The sequence below is a fragment of the Clostridium cylindrosporum DSM 605 genome, assembly GCF_001047375.1.
Lineage (GTDB): Bacteria > Bacillota > Clostridia > Clostridiales > Caloramatoraceae > Clostridium_AB > Clostridium_AB cylindrosporum.
Genome location: NZ_LFVU01000006.1, coordinates 59,479 through 80,977, shown reverse-complemented (window position 1 = coordinate 80,977; position 21,499 = coordinate 59,479). Strand labels below are relative to the sequence as shown.

Annotated in this window: 17 protein-coding genes; all 17 read left to right on the top strand. The window is 28.7% G+C overall.

Going from position 1 to position 21,499, the window contains the following annotated elements:
* The first annotated feature begins 209 nt into the window (after positions 1-209).
* The 17 genes from hag (at position 210) to pflB (ending at position 21,497) form a co-directional block, all read left to right on the top strand.
* A complete protein-coding gene (gene hag, locus CLCY_RS03965; protein WP_048569847.1) occupies positions 210-1,043 on the top strand; it encodes a flagellin Hag in 834 nt (277 codons plus the stop codon).
* Positions 1,044-1,135: 92 nt separating this feature from the next.
* Positions 1,136-3,412 (top strand): glycosyltransferase family 2 protein, encoded by a 2,277-nt coding sequence (locus CLCY_RS03960; protein ID WP_048569846.1) that lies wholly within the window; start codon positions 1,136-1,138, stop codon positions 3,410-3,412.
* 40 nt (positions 3,413-3,452) lie between these two features.
* A complete protein-coding gene (locus CLCY_RS03955) occupies positions 3,453-5,210 on the top strand; it encodes a TIGR00180 family glycosyltransferase (protein ID WP_048569845.1) in 1,758 nt (585 codons plus the stop codon).
* Positions 5,211-5,278: 68 nt separating this feature from the next.
* Positions 5,279-6,586, top strand: a complete 1,308-nt coding sequence (locus CLCY_RS03950) for a glycosyltransferase family 4 protein (RefSeq protein WP_048569844.1) — start codon at positions 5,279-5,281, stop codon at positions 6,584-6,586.
* 10 nt (positions 6,587-6,596) lie between these two features.
* Positions 6,597-7,766: an FkbM family methyltransferase gene (locus tag CLCY_RS03945; RefSeq protein WP_048569843.1), complete on the top strand. Its 1,170-nt coding sequence runs from the start codon at positions 6,597-6,599 to the stop codon at positions 7,764-7,766.
* 23 nt (positions 7,767-7,789) lie between these two features.
* Positions 7,790-8,812: a radical SAM/SPASM domain-containing protein gene (locus CLCY_RS03940; RefSeq protein ID WP_048569842.1), complete on the top strand. Its 1,023-nt coding sequence runs from the start codon at positions 7,790-7,792 to the stop codon at positions 8,810-8,812.
* A 23-nt stretch (positions 8,813-8,835) separates the two neighbouring features.
* Positions 8,836-9,849, top strand: coding sequence for a radical SAM/SPASM domain-containing protein (locus CLCY_RS03935; protein WP_048569841.1), 1,014 nt, complete (start codon positions 8,836-8,838; stop codon positions 9,847-9,849).
* Between the two features lie 17 nt (positions 9,850-9,866).
* On the top strand, positions 9,867-10,880 hold the full coding sequence (locus tag CLCY_RS03930) for a radical SAM/SPASM domain-containing protein (protein ID WP_048569840.1): 1,014 nt from the start codon (positions 9,867-9,869) through the stop codon (positions 10,878-10,880).
* 35 nt (positions 10,881-10,915) lie between these two features.
* Positions 10,916-11,455, top strand: coding sequence for a dTDP-4-dehydrorhamnose 3,5-epimerase (rfbC, locus tag CLCY_RS03925; RefSeq protein WP_048569839.1), 540 nt, complete (start codon positions 10,916-10,918; stop codon positions 11,453-11,455).
* 24 nt (positions 11,456-11,479) lie between these two features.
* Positions 11,480-12,256 carry a glucose-1-phosphate cytidylyltransferase gene (gene rfbF, locus CLCY_RS03920; protein ID WP_048569838.1) on the top strand — a complete coding sequence of 259 codons (777 nt, stop codon included), beginning with the start codon at positions 11,480-11,482 and terminating at the stop codon, positions 12,254-12,256.
* A 32-nt stretch (positions 12,257-12,288) separates the two neighbouring features.
* Positions 12,289-13,203, top strand: a complete 915-nt coding sequence (locus CLCY_RS03915) for an SDR family oxidoreductase (RefSeq protein WP_048569837.1) — start codon at positions 12,289-12,291, stop codon at positions 13,201-13,203.
* Complete coding sequence (rfbG, locus tag CLCY_RS03910) at positions 13,196-14,290, top strand: CDP-glucose 4,6-dehydratase (RefSeq protein WP_048569836.1); 1,095 nt, start codon at positions 13,196-13,198, stop codon at positions 14,288-14,290. Before CLCY_RS03915 ends, rfbG begins: the two co-directional genes overlap by 8 nt.
* A 327-nt stretch (positions 14,291-14,617) precedes the next feature.
* Positions 14,618-16,351 carry a phospho-sugar mutase gene (locus CLCY_RS03905; protein ID WP_048569835.1) on the top strand — a complete coding sequence of 578 codons (1,734 nt, stop codon included), beginning with the start codon at positions 14,618-14,620 and terminating at the stop codon, positions 16,349-16,351.
* Positions 16,352-16,455: 104 nt separating this feature from the next.
* A complete protein-coding gene (locus CLCY_RS03900; RefSeq protein ID WP_048569877.1) occupies positions 16,456-17,805 on the top strand; it encodes a glucose-6-phosphate isomerase in 1,350 nt (449 codons plus the stop codon).
* A 114-nt stretch (positions 17,806-17,919) separates the two neighbouring features.
* Positions 17,920-18,243 carry a hypothetical protein gene (locus CLCY_RS03895; protein WP_048569834.1) on the top strand — a complete coding sequence of 108 codons (324 nt, stop codon included), beginning with the start codon at positions 17,920-17,922 and terminating at the stop codon, positions 18,241-18,243.
* Between the two features lie 153 nt (positions 18,244-18,396).
* On the top strand, positions 18,397-18,921 hold the full coding sequence (locus CLCY_RS03890) for a GNAT family N-acetyltransferase (protein ID WP_048569833.1): 525 nt from the start codon (positions 18,397-18,399) through the stop codon (positions 18,919-18,921).
* Between the two features lie 350 nt (positions 18,922-19,271).
* A complete protein-coding gene (pflB, locus tag CLCY_RS03885; protein WP_048569832.1) occupies positions 19,272-21,497 on the top strand; it encodes a formate C-acetyltransferase in 2,226 nt (741 codons plus the stop codon).
* Positions 21,498-21,499 lie beyond the last annotated feature (2 nt).

Sequence of the window (21,499 nt, the reverse complement as noted above, 5' to 3'; positions counted from 1 at the left end):
GGCGCAATGCTAGTAAAATATTCTTATAGGATTTAAGAAATACCACCAACTAAGCTGGTGGATTATTATTATAAGAAAAATATTAAAATGCTATAAAGTAAATTTAAAGGGGTGCGATAATCATAGTAAGAAGTTAAGATAACTTCAAATAAAACATGTATCCTGTGCAGGGAAGCACATAAAGGGATAAAACAGGGAGGTAACAAATTATGATTATTAATCACAATATGAACGCTATGAATGCTCATAGAAATATGAGTATAAACAATGGAAATTCAGCTAAGTCAATGGAAAAGCTAAGCTCAGGTCTTAGAATAAATAAAGCTGGAGATGACGCAGCAGGACTTGCTATCTCAGAAAAGATGAGAGGACAAATCAGAGGTCTTGATCAAGCATCAAGAAATTCTCAAGATGGTATATCACTTATTCAAACAGCAGAAGGAGCACTTCAAGAAACACACTCAATTCTTCAAAGAATGAGAGAATTAGCTGTACAAGGAGCTAATGATACTAATGTTGGAGAAGATAGAGACCAAATAGGTAAGGAAGTTGCACAACTACAAGCAGAAATAGATAGAATAGCAAATAATACAGAATTCAATACTAAGAAACTGCTTAATACAGCATCAAGTGCTGGAACAATTACATTCCAAGTTGGAGCGAATAAGGATCAAACTATAACACTAGACATAGGAAAGATGACTGCTGCATCACTAGGAGTTTCAACAACATCAGTTGTAATTAGTAACGCTACTACTTCAACAACTATATCAAAGGCAGTATCAACAATAAATAATGCTATAAATAAGGTATCATCAGAAAGAGCAAAACTTGGTGCTTACCAAAATAGATTAGAGCATACAATAGCTAATCTAGATACTTCATCAGAAAATTTACAAGCATCAGAATCAAGAATTAGGGATGTAGATATGGCAAAGGAAATGATGAACTTCTCAAAGAATAATATTCTTAACCAAGCTGCACAAGCTATGCTTGCTCAAGCAAATCAACAGCCACAAGCAGTTCTTCAATTATTAAGATAATTAAAGGGGTTTTTACCCCTTTTTTTAAATTAAACTAAAATAAATAGTGGAATTTAATAAGTAATAGTTTAACTTAAAAAGAGGTGAATATAATGATTAGTATTTGTATGATGGTAAAAAATGAGGAAAATAATCTTAGAAGGTGCTTAGATTCAATTAAGATATTACTAGATAAGGGTATTGCAGAACTTATAGTTGTAGATACAGGATCAGAGGATAAAACAGTTAAAATAGCAAGAGAATATACAGAAAAATTATACTACCATGAATGGAATTATAATTTTTCTGAAATGAGGAATATATCTATCTCATATGCTAAAGGGAATTGGATATTTATATTAGATGCAGATGAGGAAGTTGAAAATACATTAGATTTAATTAGTGCCTTTGAAAGTAAAAATATAGAATATTATAATACAATAAATTTATCAGTGAAAAATTTAGATAGCTTAAGTAACCAACATAAGTATAATGTTTTATCTTCTCCAAGACTATTCAGAAATGATGGTTCCTTTAGATATGAGGGTGCAGTCCATAATCAACCAATCTATAAAGAACCTTGCTTTAATATAGATGTAAATATAGTTCACTATGGTTATGTTTCTAATGATAAGGAGCTAATGAAGAAGAAATTTGAAAGAACATCAGATTTGTTATTAAGAGAACTAAAGAAAGATCCTAATAATATTTATTATATATATCAACTAGGTGTAAGTTATGATATGTATAATAAGAAGAAAGAGGCTTTAGATTATTTTGAGAAAGCATATCTTAAACTGAAAAGTAAATCGAGTCAAGAAAGAAAAAATTATCTCGCACTTTTTCAATCATACGCCTCAAGTTTATATTCTGATAAACAATATGATAAATGTATTAATGTTTGTAATGAGGGATTAAAACTTGAAAAAGATTTTATAGATTTTTACTATCTAATAGCTAATTCATATTCAAATATAGGGAATAAAGAAAAAAGTTTTGAAGCATTTAAGAAATATATTGAAATTTATAGAAGATATAAAAACCTTCCAATATATAGAGACCCTTCGGTAATAACTTATCATATAGATGATATAGCAAAATCTATAGCAAGTTATAATGTTTCTACATACTATTATGGATTAGAGGAATATAATAAATCTTATATATATTACAAAGATATTGTAACTATAGATTTAAAAATAGCATTATCAGCTAAGTTGTTAATAAAAATGAAAAAATATGATGAGATAGTTGAGTATATAAATAACTTAGATAAAAAAGAAGATATATATAAATATTTAAATGTGCTAGAAGGAAATATAAATTCACAAGAAAATATAAATGATGTTTATAGTAAGTTATCTTTAATTAAAGGAACTTATGGAGATTATTGTCTCATAAAGTGCAAAGATTTTATTGATGAAGGTGAAGTAGTACAATTTTTTCACAAAAATGATTGTAACTTTTTGGATATATATTATTTTGATTTATTACTACATATAAAAAAATCTTCTAGCATTGTAAATATAATTAGAGAATTAGCTCAAGGAAAACAAATGCAAGTAGTTAATAGTTTAATTAACAAAGATGAAGAGTTTTTTTATAAGATTATAAAGTTATGTGAAGAAGTTAATATAGAGAAATTGACTTTAAGTGAAATTACTGTATTCAAGAATATGACGAGAATAATCATTATTAATTTATTGAATAAAGATGAAAAGATAGTTTTTAAGAAATCCTTATTCAATAAATATTTAGATATAGGTATAATTTATATGAAAAGTATTTATAATTTTGAGAATATTTATAGGATTATTAATGTTTTAAGTAGTGAAGAGAAGTTCTTGTATTATTTATATAGAGCAAAGTTGTATAGTAAGCTAGATAAAAAGGAGTGCATTGACAATATAAAAAAGGCTCTTGAGGTAGAAAAAGCATTTGCAAAGTGTATAAATGTATATAAAGAAAATTTAATTAAAGAAGCAGTTGATGTATTTAAGAATAAGGAAATAGATGAGTATTTAAGTGTAGTAAAGAATAATGTGCTTAATCTTGTTAATTTAGGGGAATTAGATTCTGCCTTGAATATAATAGGGGAACTAAAAGCAATTGTAAAATGTGATGAAAGCATCTTTAACATGGAAGCGATGATTTATATAATGAAAGAAGAATATTTTCTAGCTGAAAGTTCCATTAGAAAAGGAATTGAATTGTATCCCAAAAGTTTTGATTTATATTATAATTTAGCTTATATGTATGAGAAAATTGGTTTTTATAATAAAGCTGTAGATATATATAAAATAGCACGAGAAATATGTGCTAGTGATGATAATAGAATTGAGTTAGATAATATTATACTTATGTTGGAAATTAACTCGCTTCAAAATTAACTGAAAGCATATGAAATAAGCACTTGGAAGAAGGGATAAAGTGGATAAAAAAATAGAGTCACTTAAAAAGCGAGTAAGTGAAAGTGTACAGTTCCTTATCGCTGATAATAAATTAGATGAAGCAATAAGTTTAATAAATGGGTATTTTAAAATAAACTCTGGGGATATAGAAATATATTCCATGAAAGCTGTTGTTTTAATTATGCAAGGAGATTTAGAAGCCGCGGAAGAGATAATTAATGATGGGCTAAAAATAGACGATAATAATTTTGATTTACTATATAATCTTGCATATGTTTATGAGCAAAAAGAGGAGTATAGTAAAGCAATAATATATTATAAAAGAGCAAGAAAGCTTAAATATTATGAATCAACAATGAAACATGAGATTGATAAGATTATTGAAAATATTTTGATTAATAATAGAGAGAGAATAGAAGAAGAATGTAAAACAAATGAAATATATAGATATCTAAATAAAGTTAACAATGTATTGTTTATAGATTTTAATTTAACAAAAAAAGTAAATGATTTAGGAAAAAGTTTAGACGAGTATGGAATAAACATTGACTTAGCATATAGTGGAACAAGTCCAGATAGTAACTTTAGTAATAAAGAGCTTATATATAGAAAAACACTAGGTATAACTAATGTAGATGATTTAATAGAGTATGTAAATTATTACTGCTATGATATTGTTCATATTTTCAATGCAACTCAAGATATTAATAAGTATTTAAAGGAAAAATGTGATGTTCAGGTAATCTCTAATGACGATTTTCTAATGAATAAGATAGAAGTTATTTTGAAAAGTTATTCAGAATCAATAAAACATAAAAAATATAAATTGAATAATGAAAATGGTGAAGATCTTACAATTTTAATACCAACTTATAATAGACCAGAGGTTTTTAAAAGAACTTTGAGTTTTTTTAATAGTTTTAAAAATTGTAAACCTTACATAATCGTTTTAGATTCTAGTTCAGATGTAAATAAAAAAGTTAATGAAAGTACAGTTTTAAATTATAATAATAAAAAAATATCATATTACGCATTCGATGATTCTATTGAGTGCGATTTTAAAATAAACTTTGGATTTGAAATTATAAAAACTCCATATACAGCTATTTGTGCAGATGACGATATTTTAACTGAAGAAGGGATAATTAAGTCTTTAGAATTATTAAAAGAAGATAATTCACTATTTTCGGTAAAAGGTAAAAATTTGTATTTTTCTGGTGAAATTTCTAAATTAAAAGAGTATGACTTTTTTGAAGGTCTAATGCAGGAAAATTTAGTAGATAGAATGCACTCCTATGTTAAGGGATTTGTATGTACTTTAACTTATCAAGTTTTTAGAACTTATCAAATAAAAAAGATATATTCATTTATCAAAAGTAATTTTGATAAAGTACCTATAGATGGTGTTTTTGCAGAATATTGCTTTTACTTTTTAGAGGTGATAACTGGAAAGATAAGAAAGATGAATATAGATTTGAATATAAGAGATAAAGGGATTCAAAGAGAGTATTATGTAAAAAACTTTCCGGAGACTGTAGTGGAAGGGAGTTTCAATAAAAATTATTCTATGCTTTGCGACTTTTTATGTAACTATTGTGAAGAGATTGGAGCGAATAGTAATGCACTCAAACAGAACATGGATAACATTTTTAGTGATTTTCTTATAAACTTTATTAGCGTACCTAAAGAATATATTATTATAAAAGATAATAAGTTTGATTTAGTTCAACTTGAAATTGGTATGAGAAAAAGTTGGGTATGGCCTAGGAACTTATAAACATAATTAATCTATATGCTTTATTGCGTAATTATGATATTTAAAAATTTAAAGATAGGGTTGATTATATGCTAAACATACTTCATATAACACCTCACATGGGTGGTGGAGTTGGAAATGTTATATCACGTTTAGCTACATATTGTGATGAGCGTATTAATAATATTATTGTTTTAATAGAAGAACCAATAAAATATAATTTTATTGATAAATTAAAAGAAATAGAAGAAAAGGTCTTAATTTGTCCCGACAAAACAACTCTTGAAAAAGCAATAATAGAAAGTGATTTAATAATAGTTCATTGGTGGCATCATCCTAAGATTTCTAAATTCTTATATGAATTACCACAAATACCACTTAGACTAATGATTTGGACACACATTTCAAATTTAACGGTGCCAGCTTTAAATTCTAACATGTTAGTTGAGGCTACAAGAGTGTTATTTACTACTGAAGCTTCCTATAAAGCCGATGTATTTAAGAGTGTTCCTAATTATATATTAAAGAAAAAAACAGGTGTGGTTTATGGATGTGGTGGATTTGATGATTTTCCTAGAATAGACCATAGAGAACATGAAGAATTTAATATTGGTTATTTAGGACTGGTTGATTTTTCTAAAATGCATCCAGATTTTGTGGAGTTTTGTAAACAAGTAAATATTCCAGAAGCAAAATTTATTCTAGTTGGAGATGCACCAGCTAAACAATGTATAAGTGAAAAAATTAAAGAGAAAAGAATTAAAAATCAATTTATATATACCGATTATGTAGAAGATGTTAAGCCTATTTTATCCCAATTTGATGTGTTCGGATATCCTTTAATGCCATATCATACATGTACTACAGAAAATGCAATTTTAGAAGCGATGGCAGCTGAAGTAACACCTGTATTATTAAAACAATTAACAGAAAATTATATTGTAGAAGATGGTAAGACAGGATTTCTAGTATCAAGTAAAGAGGAATATGGAAGGGTTATGAGATACCTATACAATAATCCTGATATCAGGCAAAAAGTTGGTGAAAGTGCAAGAGAGTATGTTATAAAAAAACATACATTAAAAAAATTCTTAGATAGTTTTTATGAAAATTGTGAAATAGCAATGAATTGTTCTAAAAAAATAATAAATTTCAAAAAGATTATAGGTGAAACTCCAGCAGAATGGTTTTTATCTTGTTTAGGTAAAGATTATGATTTATTTAAACAAAGTTTTGCCCTAGGATATAATAATCAAACTCAGAATATTAAAAAAGCATTTTCATCTATAAGCCCATTGCTAAAGCAACAAAATAAGTCGTCATTATTTCACTATCAAAGAGAATTCAAAGATGATACTATGCTCAATGTTTGGGCAAATATAAATAATAAATTCTAGGAGTGATAACTTGAATAGTAATTATATTAATGAAATTAGTAATTTATTAAATAATGTTCAAAATGAAATGAAACTCGAAAAATTATTAAAATACATTATGAATTCTCATGTATATGTGTATGGTGCAGGAAATGCAGGGGAAATGACATATACACTTTTGAAAAAAGCAAATATAGACATTGAAGGTTTTATTGATAAAAGATCAGAGAAATTAATTAAATATATGAATAAGCCAGTTTGTAAAATTGAAGAGATGAATAATAAAATAATTGAGAAAGAAAATATATTAATTATAATCGCATTTATATGCAGCTATGATGAATTGAAAACGTTAAAAGATGACTTGGGTAAGTATGGATATAAAAAAATATTTTATTATCATGATATTTATAACTTAGTGATTACAAAAGAATTTATGAGTTTAGATTTAAAAGATGATAAAAATATAAAATCATTTAATAATGAAAAAGAAGATGTTACAAAAGTTGCTAGTTTTTTTTATGATGATGAGAGTAGAAAAGTATATTTTAATTTTTTGAATGCTATTACTAATTGTAATCCAGATTTGTTTTCTAAACCAACAGAGGAAGAACAATACTTTGTTAGAGACATACCATTTGCAAAAGGATACTCAAGATTTATTGATTGCGGAGCTTTTGATGGCGATACTGCAATGAGTTTAAAAGCAAATAAAGGTATTATAGAAAAAATAGCATTATTTGAACCAGATAATAATAATTTTCATAAATTAAGAATTAATTTAAATAAATCACGTGTAGCGAAAGAAGAAATTCTCTTCCCTTGTGGAGTTTGGAAAACAACAGAAATTTTACAGTTTGAATCGGGAAATCAAACAACAAGTTCAATTTCAGACAATGGGGGGAGCTTTATTCAATGCATTGCATTAGATGAAGTTCTAAGAGACTTTAAACCAACTTTTATAAAGATGGATATTGAAGGAGCAGAGTATGAGGCCTTATTAGGAGCAGAAAATATGATAAAGCAATACACCCCAGATCTTGCTATAAGTGTTTATCATAGAGTGGAGCACATGTGGAATATACCGCTTCTTATAAGACAATTTAATTCTAATTATAAATTTTATTTAAGATCTCATGCTATTCATGGCATGGAAACAATATTATATGCGGTATGTGAAGAAAGAAAACAAATGTATTAATGTAAAGGAAGGAAATTTATTTAATGAAAGCTCAAATTAAACCAAGTTATGATACAAAGCGTAAGTTGCTTGCAGATATAATTCCTTTAAGTGAACCATTTACTATTTTTATAGAACCAACTCGTTATTGTAATTTTAAATGCTTTTACTGTTTACATAGTACAAGAGGAGAGAATGATGGAGAATTAGCTAAAACTAATTATGAGTTAAAAAATATGGATTTTTTAACATATGAAAATATTTTGGAAAATATAAAAGAATTCCCAGTGAAACTTAAGAGGATAGTATTTTCAGGATTAGGGGAACCCCTAATGAATCCAGATTTACCTAAAATGATAGCAAAGGCAAAACAATTAAATATAGCAGAAAGATTAGATATTTTAACAAATGCTTCATTATTAACTCCTGAGATTTCAGATGCACTAATAGAAGCAGGAACTACTAGAATACAGGTTTCTTTGCAAGGATTAAATTCTGAAAAATACAAAGAAGTTTCTAATGTTGATGTAGATTTTGAAAAAATTTATGAAAACCTTACTTATTTGTATAAAAATAAGGGAGAATGTTCAATTTTTATTAAAATAATTGACTCTTTATTAGAAAGTAAAGAAGATGAAGAAAAATTTTATAATTTATTTGGGAATATTTGTGATGAAATATTTATTGAACATTTAATAACTCTTCAACAACAAATGGGAAATCATAATGGGAAAGCAGACAATTCTCGTAACCTTAATAATGAAAAGGTTGTATATAGAAATGTATGTCCTGTAATATTTTATATGCTTCAGATTGATGTTGATGGTAATGTATTTCCTTGCCCAGTGGGAGGACTTCCTGAGACTTTTAGCATGGGAAATATAAAAGATGAAAAGTTAATACAAATATGGAATGGAAGTAAACGTAAGAATTTAATTAAGGGTCATTTAATGATGAATAGAAAAAAAATACCTGTATGTTCTACTTGTTATGCATGTGCTTGTGTTCTTGATGAAAATGAATATCTTGATGACAAAGCTGTAGAATTATTAAATCTATTTAATTAATGGTATAAGGAAGGTGAGAAATTATGGCATCTGAAATAAAGCCTATTTGTGGACTTGATAGAACAAAACTTTCAGAAGTTGTTCCACTAAAAACACCATTTACTCTATTTGTATTTCCAACTACATTTTGTAATTTTAAATGTAATTATTGTGGACATTCTTTAGGTTTTGAAAAGATGAAAGAAAAGTATAATTTTCAACCAGAAACTATGAGTTTGGAAACATATAAACGCATTATAGAGCAAGTTAAAGAATTTCCAAATAAATTAAAAATGTTATCTTTAACTGGACATGGAGAGCCTTTAATAAATAAAAATTTGCCTGAAATGATTAAAATAGCAAAAGAAGCTAATATAGCTGAAAGAGTTGAAATTATAACTAATGCATCATTGCTCACTGAAGAAATTGCAAAAGATTTAATTGATGCAGGATTAGATACTATAAGAATATCTCTTCAAGGAGTTTCATCTGATAAATATAAACAAGTATGTGATTATAATTTGGATTTTGAGGAATTTATATCTAACATAAAATATTTTTATGAAAATAAAAAGCAGTGCAATGTATATGTAAAGATTATGGATATAGCACTTGAAAAAGAGGAAGAAAAGAGATTCTATAATCTGTTTTCAGATATAAGTGATAGAATGTATATAGAACAATGTAGGCCTGTTTATGATGGAGTAAAATATTCAGATAAAGCATTGATAGTTGCTGATAGATATGGAAGGGTTCATGAAAAAAGAGAAGTATGTCCGTTACCATTCTTTATGTTGGGGATATTTCCTAATGGTGATGTAGAACCTTGCGATACAATTTATAAGCCAGTTATATTAGGAAATGTACAGCAAGATACCCTATTAAGTATGTGGAATGGAGAAAAACTTAAAGATTTTCAAACACTACAATTAAAAAAGAAAAGATGTAATAACAATAGATGTTCAGTATGCTGTGCACCAGATGACGTTGCTCATCCAGAAGATAACTTAGATGATGAGACTAAGAAGATTATAAGTAGATTAAAATGTAGCTACTAAATAAAAGGAATGATATTATGAATAGTAAAATTATAAATGGTATTACGCCAGGTGGTAAACGTACAGTTCTAGCTGAAGTGTTACCCCTTAATACTCCTTTTTTGGTTCAAATATTCCCTGTTTATAATTGTAATTTTAGATGTAATTATTGTTTACATGCTTTACCAAGAAACAAACATGGATACATATCTGATAAAGTTTTTATGGATATAAATATGTATAAAAAATGTATAGACGATATGAGTAATTTTAAAAATAAACTTAAAATGCTCAGATTTGCAGGTATAGGTGAACCATTATTACATAAAGAGATTAGTGAAATGATAAGATATGCAAAGAGAAAAAATGTTGCGGATAGTACTGATATAGTAACAAATGGAGCCTTGCTTAATCCAGATTTATCACTTTCCCTTATAGATGCAGGACTTGATAAATTAAGGATATCTATACAAGGGGTTTCTGCAGAAAGTTATAGTAGTGTTTCGAATGTTAAAATAAATTTTGATAAACTTGTAGAAAATATAAAATTCTTTTATGAAAATAGAGGAAGAACTAATGTTTATATAAAGATAATAGATTGTGCTTTTAATAATGAAACTGAGGAACAAAAATTCTTTGATATATTTGGAGGTATATGCGATACCATTGCTATAGAACATTTAACTCCGACAGTAAAAGAAATTAATTATGAAAAGCTTTCAAAGGGTAAAAAACTAGATATGACACAAAGTGGAAACTCCATAATGGATAGTAATATTTGCCCGCAACCTTTTTATATGATGCAAGTAAATCCAGATGGAGCTGTTGTACCTTGTTGCTCTATGACGTATCCTAAAACATTAGGGAATGTTACAGAACAATGCATTGAAAGTATTTGGAATGATGATGAATTTAATAATTTTAGAAGGCAATTGCTTAATGGGGTACAAGAAGCTGGTAGTACATGTTCTCAATGTTCTTTATATAAATATGGACTTTTTAAAGAGGATACGTTAGATGAATATGCAGAAAATCTAAAAAAATTATATTAAAGTACACATTAAAAATAAAACTGGAAGTGATTTAAATGTATAAAATAAATAAGACAAATATTGAGGGACCTATTGAAATTATACCAAATATATTTACAGATCACAGAGGAGTATCTATAAAACCATTTCATAGTGATACTTTTAAGCGTTTAGGATTAGAATATGATTTTAATGAAGATTTAATGGTAACATCTAATAAAGGTGTTTTAAGAGGGTTGCATTTACAAAAACCTCCTTATGAACAAGCAAAGCTTATTTATTGTGTCAAAGGAAGTATTTTTGATGTTGCAGTTGATGTTAGAAAAGAATCATTAACTTATGGACAATATGCTTGTTTTTATATAGATGCTAAAAAGCATAATATAGTATATATTCCAGCTGGATTTGCTCATGGTTATTTAGTAATAGAAGATGATACTACTGTTATTTATAAAATGTCATCTATATACTCACCTAGTCATGAAGATGGTATAAGATGGGATTCAATCAATATACCTTGGCCAATTAAAGAACCTATTTTATCTGAAAAAGATAATAAGTTACCACCATTCAATAGTTTTATTAGTGAATTTTAGAATACATTAAGAGGAGATGATTTTGTGAAAGTAGTTATCTTAGCTGGAGGATATGGAACACGTATAAGTGAAGAATCACATTTAAAGCCAAAACCTATGATTGAAATAGGAGAAAGACCTATTTTATGGCATATTATGAAGCTTTATTCTCATTATAACTTTAATGATTTTGTTATTTGTTTAGGTTATAAGGGGTATGTAATAAAAGAATATTTTGCACAATATTTTTTGCATGGTTCAGATGTTACATTTGATTTAGCTAAAAATAAAATGGCAATTCATTCTAGTGAAGAAGTGGAACCTTGGAAGGTTACATTAGCTAATACAGGAATTGATACTTTAACAGGCGGAAGAATAAAAAGGATAAAGAAATATATAGGTGATGAGACTTTTATGCTTACTTATGGTGATGGAGTATCAAATGTAAATATTGAGGAATTATTAGCTTTTCATAAATCTCATGGCAAGCTTGCTACAGTTACAGCTGTTCAACCAAGTGGAAGATATGGTGTATTAGGACTTAATGATGACGCTAGTGTTTTGGAGTTTATTGAAAAACCAAAAACACTTGATGCTTGGATTAATGGAGGTTTCTTTGTTCTCGAACCAGAAGTATTTGATTATATTGAAGGTGATAGTACAGCCTTTGAAGGAGAGCCTTTAAGCAATCTAGCTAAGGATAATCAAATTGTTGCTTATAAGCATCCAGGGTTTTGGAAATGCATGGATACCCAAAGAGATAAGTATGTTCTTGAAAATATGTGGAATAGTGGGCAAGTACCGTGGAAAGTATGGAAATAACTTTTTAATAAATGGAGATAGGTAGTGATATTTTGAAAAAAGTTTTAATAATAGGAGCATCAGGATTTTTAGGTAGAGAGTTGTACAAGACAATTGAATTAGATACAACCTATAAAGTTTATGGTACATATTCAAAAGGAAAAATAGAAAATTTGGAGCATTTAGATGTATCAGACTTAGAAAGTATTAATAATGTCTTTTCAAAAATACAACCTAATATTGTAATAATAACAGCTGCCTTAACAAATGTAGAATATTGTGAAAGAAATAGAGAAGAAACTTACAGGATAAATGTTTTAGGAATTGAAAATATAGTTAAGGAGTGCAAAAAATATAACTGTAGGATTATATATATTTCTACAGAATATGTATTTGACGGAATAAATGGACCTTATGATGAAATAGCAGAAGTCAATCCTATAAATTATTATGGAGAAACTAAGCTTTTAGGCGAAAAAATAATACTGAAAGAAACAGAGGAATATTTAATTATAAGAACCACAGTGGTATACGGTTGGGATTTACAGTCTAAAAATTTTATAATGCAGTTAATAAAAAGTCTTAGTGAAAATAAATCTATGAAAGTACCTGTTGATCAAATAAGTAGTCCTACTTACTGTCCTAATTTAGCAGAGATGATTAAAGAATGTTGTGATAAAAACATTAAGGGTGTATTTAATATAGTTGGAAGTGAAATTATGGATAGGTATACTTTTGCAATTAAGGCAGCAGACACTATAGGCTTAAATAAAGAGTTATTAATACCTATAAAAACGGAATTGTTAGGACAAGTTGCTAATAGACCACTCAATGCAGGGCTAAAAGTAGAAAAAGTATTAGAAACATTACAAACTAAACCTATTAGTGTGGGGAATGGACTGAAAGAAGTTCGAAAGCATTACATAGAATATAAGAAGAGACCTCTAGAGGAGGCTATTTATGAGTAATTTATTTAATAATATTTATCAAGGTAAGAGAGTGCTTATAACAGGACATACAGGGTTTAAAGGGGCATGGCTATCATTATGGCTTCAAAAACTTGGCGCTAAAGTTATAGGATATGCGTTAGAACCTCCTACAGAGCCTTCTCTTTTTAAAATATGTAAGTTAGAAGAAAAAATCACGAGTATAATTGGTGACATAAGAGATGAAGGAAAATTAAGACAGGTTTTTAAAGAATATAAGCCAGATATAGTTTTTCACTTGGCAGCACAGCCTCTTGTAAGGTTTTCCTATAGAGAGCCGAAGGAAACTTATGAAATAAATATAATGGGAACAGTAAATGTGCTTGAAGTAGCTAAAAATACAGATAGTGTAAAGTCAGTTATAATCATTACTACAGATAAATGTTATGAAAATAAAGAATGGGCTTATGGATATAGAGAAACTGATTCAATGGGAGGTTATGATCCATATAGTTGCAGTAAAAGCTGTGTTGAACTTATAGTTTCTTCTTATAGAAATAGCTTTTTCAATGAAAGAGGAATAGCCTTATCATCAGTAAGAGCAGGAAATGTAATTGGTGGTGGAGATTGGGCAGAGGATAGATTGATTCCTGACTTTGTAAGGTCTATTATAGAAAATAAATCAATATTTATAAGAAATCCATTAGCAATAAGACCTTGGCAACATGTATTAGAACCTTTATCAGGATATTTATGGCTTGGAGCATTAATGCTTGAAGATAAATATAAATATAATAGTGGATGGAATTTTGGACCTAAAGATTCTGATATTTTAAACGTAGAAAAGATATTGGAATTGGCTATAGAAAGTTGGGGGAAAGGTAGTATTGAAGTGGATAAATCAGAACAACCTCATGAAGCGAATTTTTTAAAGCTTGATATAAGTAAGGTGGCATCATACTTAAAGTGGTATCCAGTATATGATATTAATAAATCTATACATAAAACAATACAGTGGTATAAAACATACTATGAAAATAAAAATGAAGATATATATGAATATACTTTAAAACAAATACAACATTATGAGAAAGAAGCGCAAATACAGAGTTTAATGTGGAGTGAATAAAATGATAAATTTTAATTTTAATTTGAATTCTGTAAAAACTGATATATTAAATAAATTAAAACTGTATAATTTAAATTATAAACTAAAGTAGCCTGAAATAGATATAAACCCTGTTTCAGGCCTTATTATTTTTAACTTATTTAAAAATTAATTGGAATGAAATTGTTTAAATGTTAAAAAGCTAAAATTAAAATATACTAAACTAGATTAAAAACATAGACGATAAAATCTAGTAAAGGTGGAATTAGATATTATAAAAGTATAAATAGGTATTATATAGAAGAGTATGATATAGTTATATAATCATAAATACAGAAGGGATTAATTATGCTAGTGGAAGATACAGATTATTTAAAACTATATAATCAATGGTTAGAAAGTGATTATATTAATTCAGATACTAAAACAGAACTTAGATTAATTAAAAAAAATGAGAGAGAAATAAATGATCGTTTCTATAAAAACCTTGAGTTTGGAACAGGTGGAATGCGAGGTATTATTGGTGCAGGCTTAAATAGAATGAATATTTATACTGTTAGAAAAGCTACACAAGGTTTAGCTAATTATTTAAATCAAATTAATAATAGGTATACTAATAGTGTAGTTATAGCTTATGACTCTAGAATTTATTCAGATGTTTTCGCTGAAGAAGTGTCAATGATTCTTGCTGGGAATGGTATAAGTGTGTATTTGTTTGAAGGGATTAGGACAACACCGGAACTTTCTTTTGCTGTAAGGTACCTAAAATGTTCAGCAGGGATTGTTATAACAGCTAGCCATAATCCATCTGAATACAATGGATATAAGGTATATGGTCCTGATGGAGGCCAGATAACTGACGTATATGCTGAGGGGATTATAAAATGTATTAATGATATAGATAATTTTGATAAAATAAAAAAAATAGATAAAAAACAGGCGATAGAAAAAAAACTTTTTAGGTTAATTGGTGAAGAAATTGATAGAGAATATGTTGATAGGGTTAAAAATCTTTCATTGAAACCAAAATTGTCTCAAAGTATTCTAGATTTTAGTGTAGTATATACACCATTACATGGTACTGGTTTAATGCCTATTAGTAGATGTCTAAAAGAATTAGGTTATAAAAATATTTATATTGTAGAGTCACAAGCTATACCTGATGGAAATTTTTCTACGGTTAAATCTCCAAATCCGGAAGAACATGAATCATTTGAATTAGGAATAGAATTAGCTGAGAAAGTTAATGCAGATATTTTATTAGGAACAGATCCTGATGCTGACCGTGTAGGGGTAGTGGTTAAAGATAATAAGGGTCAGTATAAAGTATTAACTGGAAATCAAGTAGGGGCTTTACTTATGCAATATATTCTTTCATCTCAAAAATTAATATCCGAGAAAGATGCTGTAATAAAGACAATAGTTACTTCAGACCTTGGTGCTAGAATTGCTGAGTCTTTTGGAGCAAGTATATTTAATACTTTAACAGGATTTAAATATATAGGAGAAAGAATAAAACAGTTTGAAGAAGAAAATTCATATAATTTTTTATTTGGATATGAGGAAAGTTATGGTTATTTATCAGGAACATTTGTAAGAGATAAAGATGCGGTTAGCTCTTCAATGCTTATTGTAGAAATGACAGCATTCTATAAATCACTAGGTAAAACTTTATATGATGTGTTACAAGATTTATATAAAAGTTATGGGTTCTACCGTGAGTGTTTGAAAACTTTTACATTTAAAGGGGTAGAGGGTCAGATAAAGATTAATAATATTATGGAAAAGGCTAGAGACTTTAAGTCTTTAAAACTCTTTATGAATGACATAGATTATATTGAAGATTATAGATTGCAAAAGAGAATTTACATAGAAAACGACGCGATGGAGGAAATACAGTTACCTAAGTCAAATGTAATTAAAGTATGTTTTATTAACGAGTCATGGATTGCTATTAGACCTTCTGGAACAGAACCAAAATTAAAAATATATTTTTCTGCAATTGGTTCTAGCAATAAGATAGCAGAAGAAATTTTAAATAAGTTAATAAAAAGGACTAATGAATTTCTTAAATTGATTTGAGAAGTTGTTATTAATAAATAATAAAATATAAGAACTTTACTTAAAATTATCTGAAGTTTTTATACTAAAGTCTAGTGAAAAGGGATGAAATGAGAATTATGGACATGGGAAAAATAGCTTTAGATTATTCACAAGTACTTAATTTCATAAATAACAAAGAATTAACTACCTTACAGGAAAAGATAAGGCTATGCCATAATATGTTGCATAATGGAACGGGGGAGGGTAGTGATTATTTGGGGTGGGTAGATTTACCTAATAATTATGAGGAAATTGAGTTTGATAAGGTTAAAGCTGTAGCACAAAAAATAAAAAAACAATCAGAGGTTTTAATAGTTGTAGGTATAGGAGGATCATATTTAGGTGCAAGAGCTGCAATAGAAATGTTAAATCATAATTTCTATAATGAGCTTCCGAGTGATAAGAGAAAAGGACCTAAAGTGTATTTTGCAGGCCATAATATTAGTTCGTATTATCTTAAAAATCTTCTGGATATTATAGAGGGACAGGATGTATCTATAAATGTAATATCAAAATCAGGTACAACTACGGAGCCTGCAATTGTATTTAGACTACTAAAAGAATATATGGAAAATAAATATGGTAAGAATGAAGCTAGTAAAAGGATATATGTAACTACGGATAAATGTAAAGGTGCATTGAAGAAACTAGCCAATAAAGAAGGGTATGAAAGCTTTGTAATTCCTAACGATGTTGGAGGAAGATATTCTGTGCTGACTCCTGTAGGATTGCTTCCTATGGCTGTAGCTGGGATAGATATAGATGAGGTTATGATAGGTGCTAAAGCTTCTATGGAGGATTTATCAACTGATGCACTTGATTTTAATGAAGCATATAAATATGCTGCTATAAGGAATACACTATACTCTAAGGGTAAAACAACAGAGGTAATGGTAAGTTATGAGCCTAATCTATTTTATTTTGGCGAATGGTATAAGCAGCTATTTGGAGAAAGTGAAGGAAAGGATGGAAAGGGCATATTTCCAACTACATTAAGTTTCACAACTGATTTACATTCAATGGGTCAATATATACAGGATGGTATAAAGAATATATTTGAAACTGTTTTAAATGTAGAAAAGCCTATAGACGAAATTCTAATTAAAAAAGATGCTAAAAATATAGATGGGTTAAACTATTTAAAAGGAAAAACATTGGGTTTTGTAAATAAGAAGTCTATGGAAGGTGCAATGTTAGCTCATGTAGATGGAGGAGTACCTAATTTAATTATTAATATTCCAGAGATTTCTCCATATTACCTAGGATATTTAATATATTTCTTTCAAAAAGCTTGTGGAATGAGTGGATACTTACTTGGAGTAAATCCATTTAATCAGCCAGGTGTAGAAGTATATAAAACAAATATGTTTAGATTGTTAGGTAAGCCGGGATATGAAGATATTCTTATAGAAGAAGTAGCTTCCACTAATTAATATTTATAAATTAAGAAACCAATTATTGTAAATTACTAAATGTACATGGCAAGTTAGCTTGTGTTTAATATAATGATTATTAGAATTATACAAATATTCTTAGGAAGTGATTTAGTGTTAGTAAATGATAATATAGTTATCAGTAAACAAACGGTGAAAAAAATTTTATTAGAATTAAACAATATAAATTTAATATGTGATGATAACCTTATAAAGGATAAAGTTGAAAATATAATTTCTCTTATAAAAAATTCATCAGATATAGATTGTGAAGTGTCAACTTTAACTAAAATTTATAACAAAATGCAGGAAATTAGAGAAGTTAATGAAGAATTACATGTTAGACTATATATGTTATATAGAAAGCTACAAGATGCTAAGATATCTGAGGATGAAGCACAGAGGACATATATAAAACTTATTAGAAATTTAGAATAGGGATTATATATTATGTTTAATGTTAAATATTTAAATATAATAAAACTATAAACAGGCATTGAGAGCTAATAGGGCTTTTGATGCTTATTTGTTTTTATATGATTTTATGTTAGTATAATCTGACAAACCGCTTTAAATGAAAAGGAGAGAATTATGCTAAAGGGAAATAAAACAATGCTAAGACCTATTGAACTAGAGGACTCAAGAATTCTTTCAACTTGGCTTAATGATAGAGAAACCAACAAAGGACTTGATATTATATACCCTCTTTCAAAGCGCTATGCAGATAGCTTTGTACTTGAAGCTGAAGATGAAAGAAAAAGGATATTTATGATAGATGATGAGGAATATAAACCTATAGGAATAGTTATTATAGATAAGATTAAGTGGGAATATAGACACTGTGAGATAGGAATTGCTATATACAAGAAAGAGAAAAGAGGGCAAGGGTACGGAAAAGATTCATTAAAGACATTACTTGACTTTATATTTAATGATATGAATATGAATCTTGTATACTTAAATGTTCTTGAAAATAATATTCCAGCTATAAATCTATATAAGTCACTTGGATTTACTCAGGAGGGCATCTTAAGGAATAGATATTATCAAGGTGGGAAGTATTATAACATTATATCTATGAGTTTAACTAGAGAGGAATTAGTGACTGTATTGTAACAGTTGCTATTTTATAATAATTATTATTTGTAGTTTATAAAGAAGTGGGAAGCGTACGTAATTTTGTTAACTTGTTTTATATTATGTAATATAGTGAATGAATTTTAAAAGAAATTATATATCTGTCCAAAGGTGAGAATAGTTTTTATCTATCTCGCCCTTTTTTATATATTTTTTTGTCAATTTGTTGTAGTTTCTTTAATATAATATAGTGTATAAATTATATAACAGATTATATAATTACTATAACAGAATGTTAAATCACTGTGAAATAGGCTTTTAAGGGTTGATACAGTAATACAAGAATAGTATAATAATAATCAAAGAAAGAGTTTAGGAGGAATTTAATTATGAGATTCCAACAATGGATAGGTTTTGAAAAGGGAATATGGTGTGATGAGGTTGATGTTAGAGACTTTATCCAAAAGAACTATGTTCCATATGAAGGTAATGAAGATTTTCTTCAAGGTCCAACTGAGAATACTAAGGTAGTATGGGATAGTGCTTTAGAACTTCTTAAGAAGGAACTTAAAGACGGAGTTGTAGATATAGATACTGAGACGGTTTCTGGTATAAATGCATATAAGCCAGGTTATATAGATAAAGAAAGAGAGTCTATAGTAGGTTTTCAAACAGATGCTCCTTTAAAGAGGGTTGTTAATCCTTGGGGAGGAATTAGAATGGCTGTTGGAGCTGCTAAGGCTTATGGATATGATGTAAGTGAAGAAATGGACGAGATTTTCTCAAAGTATAGAAAGACTCATAATCAAGGTGTCTTTGATGCTTATACTGATGAAATGAGACTTGCAAGAAAAGTAGGTATTATAACAGGACTTCCAGATGCCTATGGTAGAGGTAGAATTATAGGTGACTATAGAAGAATAGCTGTTTATGGTATTGATTTTCTTATAGAAAAGAAGATGGAAGATAAGAAGAAGTTAACAGGTCCTATGAGTGAAGAGCTTATAAGACTTCGTGAAGAAGTTTCAGAGCAAATAGTTGCACTTAACGAAATAAAGGAAATGGCACTTAGCTACGGATTTGATATATCAGCTCCTGCAAAGGATGCTAAGGAAGCTGTACAATGGGTATACTTCGGATATCTTGCAGCTATTAAGCAACAAAACGGTGCTGCTATGTCACTAGGAAGAGTATCTTCTTTCCTTGATGTATATATTAATAAGGATTTAAATGATGGGAAGATTACAGAATCTGAGGCGCAAGAATTGATTGATCAATTTGTAATTAAGCTAAGACTTGCAAGACACCTTAGAACTCCAGAATACAATGATTTATTCGCAGGTGATCCTACTTGGGTTACAGAGTCAATAGGTGGTATGTCTAGTGACGGAAGAACTCTTGTTACTAAAAGTAGCTTTAGATTCCTGCATACACTAGTGAATCTAGGTTCTGCACCAGAGCCTAATATGACAGTACTTTGGTCAACAAGTCTTCCAGAGGCTTTTAAGAAATATTGTGCAGAAATTTCAATTAAAACAGATTCAGTACAATATGAAAATGATGATGTAATGAGACCTAGTTACGGTGATGATTATGCTATTGCTTGCTGTGTTTCTCCTATGAGAGTTGGTAAGAGTATGCAGTTCTTTGGAGCAAGAGCGAATCTTGCAAAGGCTTTACTTTACTCTTTAAACGGTGGTATAGATGAAGTTAAGAACATGCAAGTAGGTCCTAAGACTACACTATCAAGTTCAGAGTATTTAAACTATGACGATGTTATGAAAAGCTACGACGAAACATTAAGATGGCTTGCAGAGCTTTATGTAAATACTATGAATGTTATTCACTATATGCATGACAAATACGCATATGAATCATCAATGATGGCTCTACATGATACTGATGTATATAGAATGATGGCATTTGGAATAGCTGGACTTTCAGTTGTTACTGACTCGCTAAGTGCTATTAAATATGCAAAGGTTAAACCAATTCGTGAAAATGGTATTGCAGTTGACTTTGAAATTGAAGGAGATTACCCAAGATATGGTAATGATGACGATAGAGCAGATAGTATTGCAATTGAAGTTGTAAATAAGTTTATGGATGAATTAAGACGCCATAAAACATATAGAGATTCAGATCATACTATGAGTGTTCTTACTATTACATCAAATGTTGTGTACGGTAAGAAAACAGGATCAACACCAGATGGAAGAAAGGCTGGAGAGCCATTTGCACCAGGGGCTAATCCAATGCATGGTAGAGACATGAGTGGAGCACTAGCATCACTTAACTCAGTTGCAAAAATACCATTCTGTAACTGTGAAGATGGTATATCAAATACCTTTACTATAGTTCCAGAGTCATTAGGACGCGAGATGGAAGAGAGAAAAACAAATTTAGTTGGCATACTAGATGGATATTTTCAACAAAGAGCACATCATCTAAATGTAAATGTTCTAAATAGAAAAACACTTGAGGATGCAGTAGAAAATCCAGAAAAATACCCAACACTAACTATTAGAGTTTCAGGATATGCTGTTAACTTTAGCAGACTATCAAAGGAACAACAACAGGAAGTTATCCTTAGAACTTTCCACGAAAGGGTGTAATG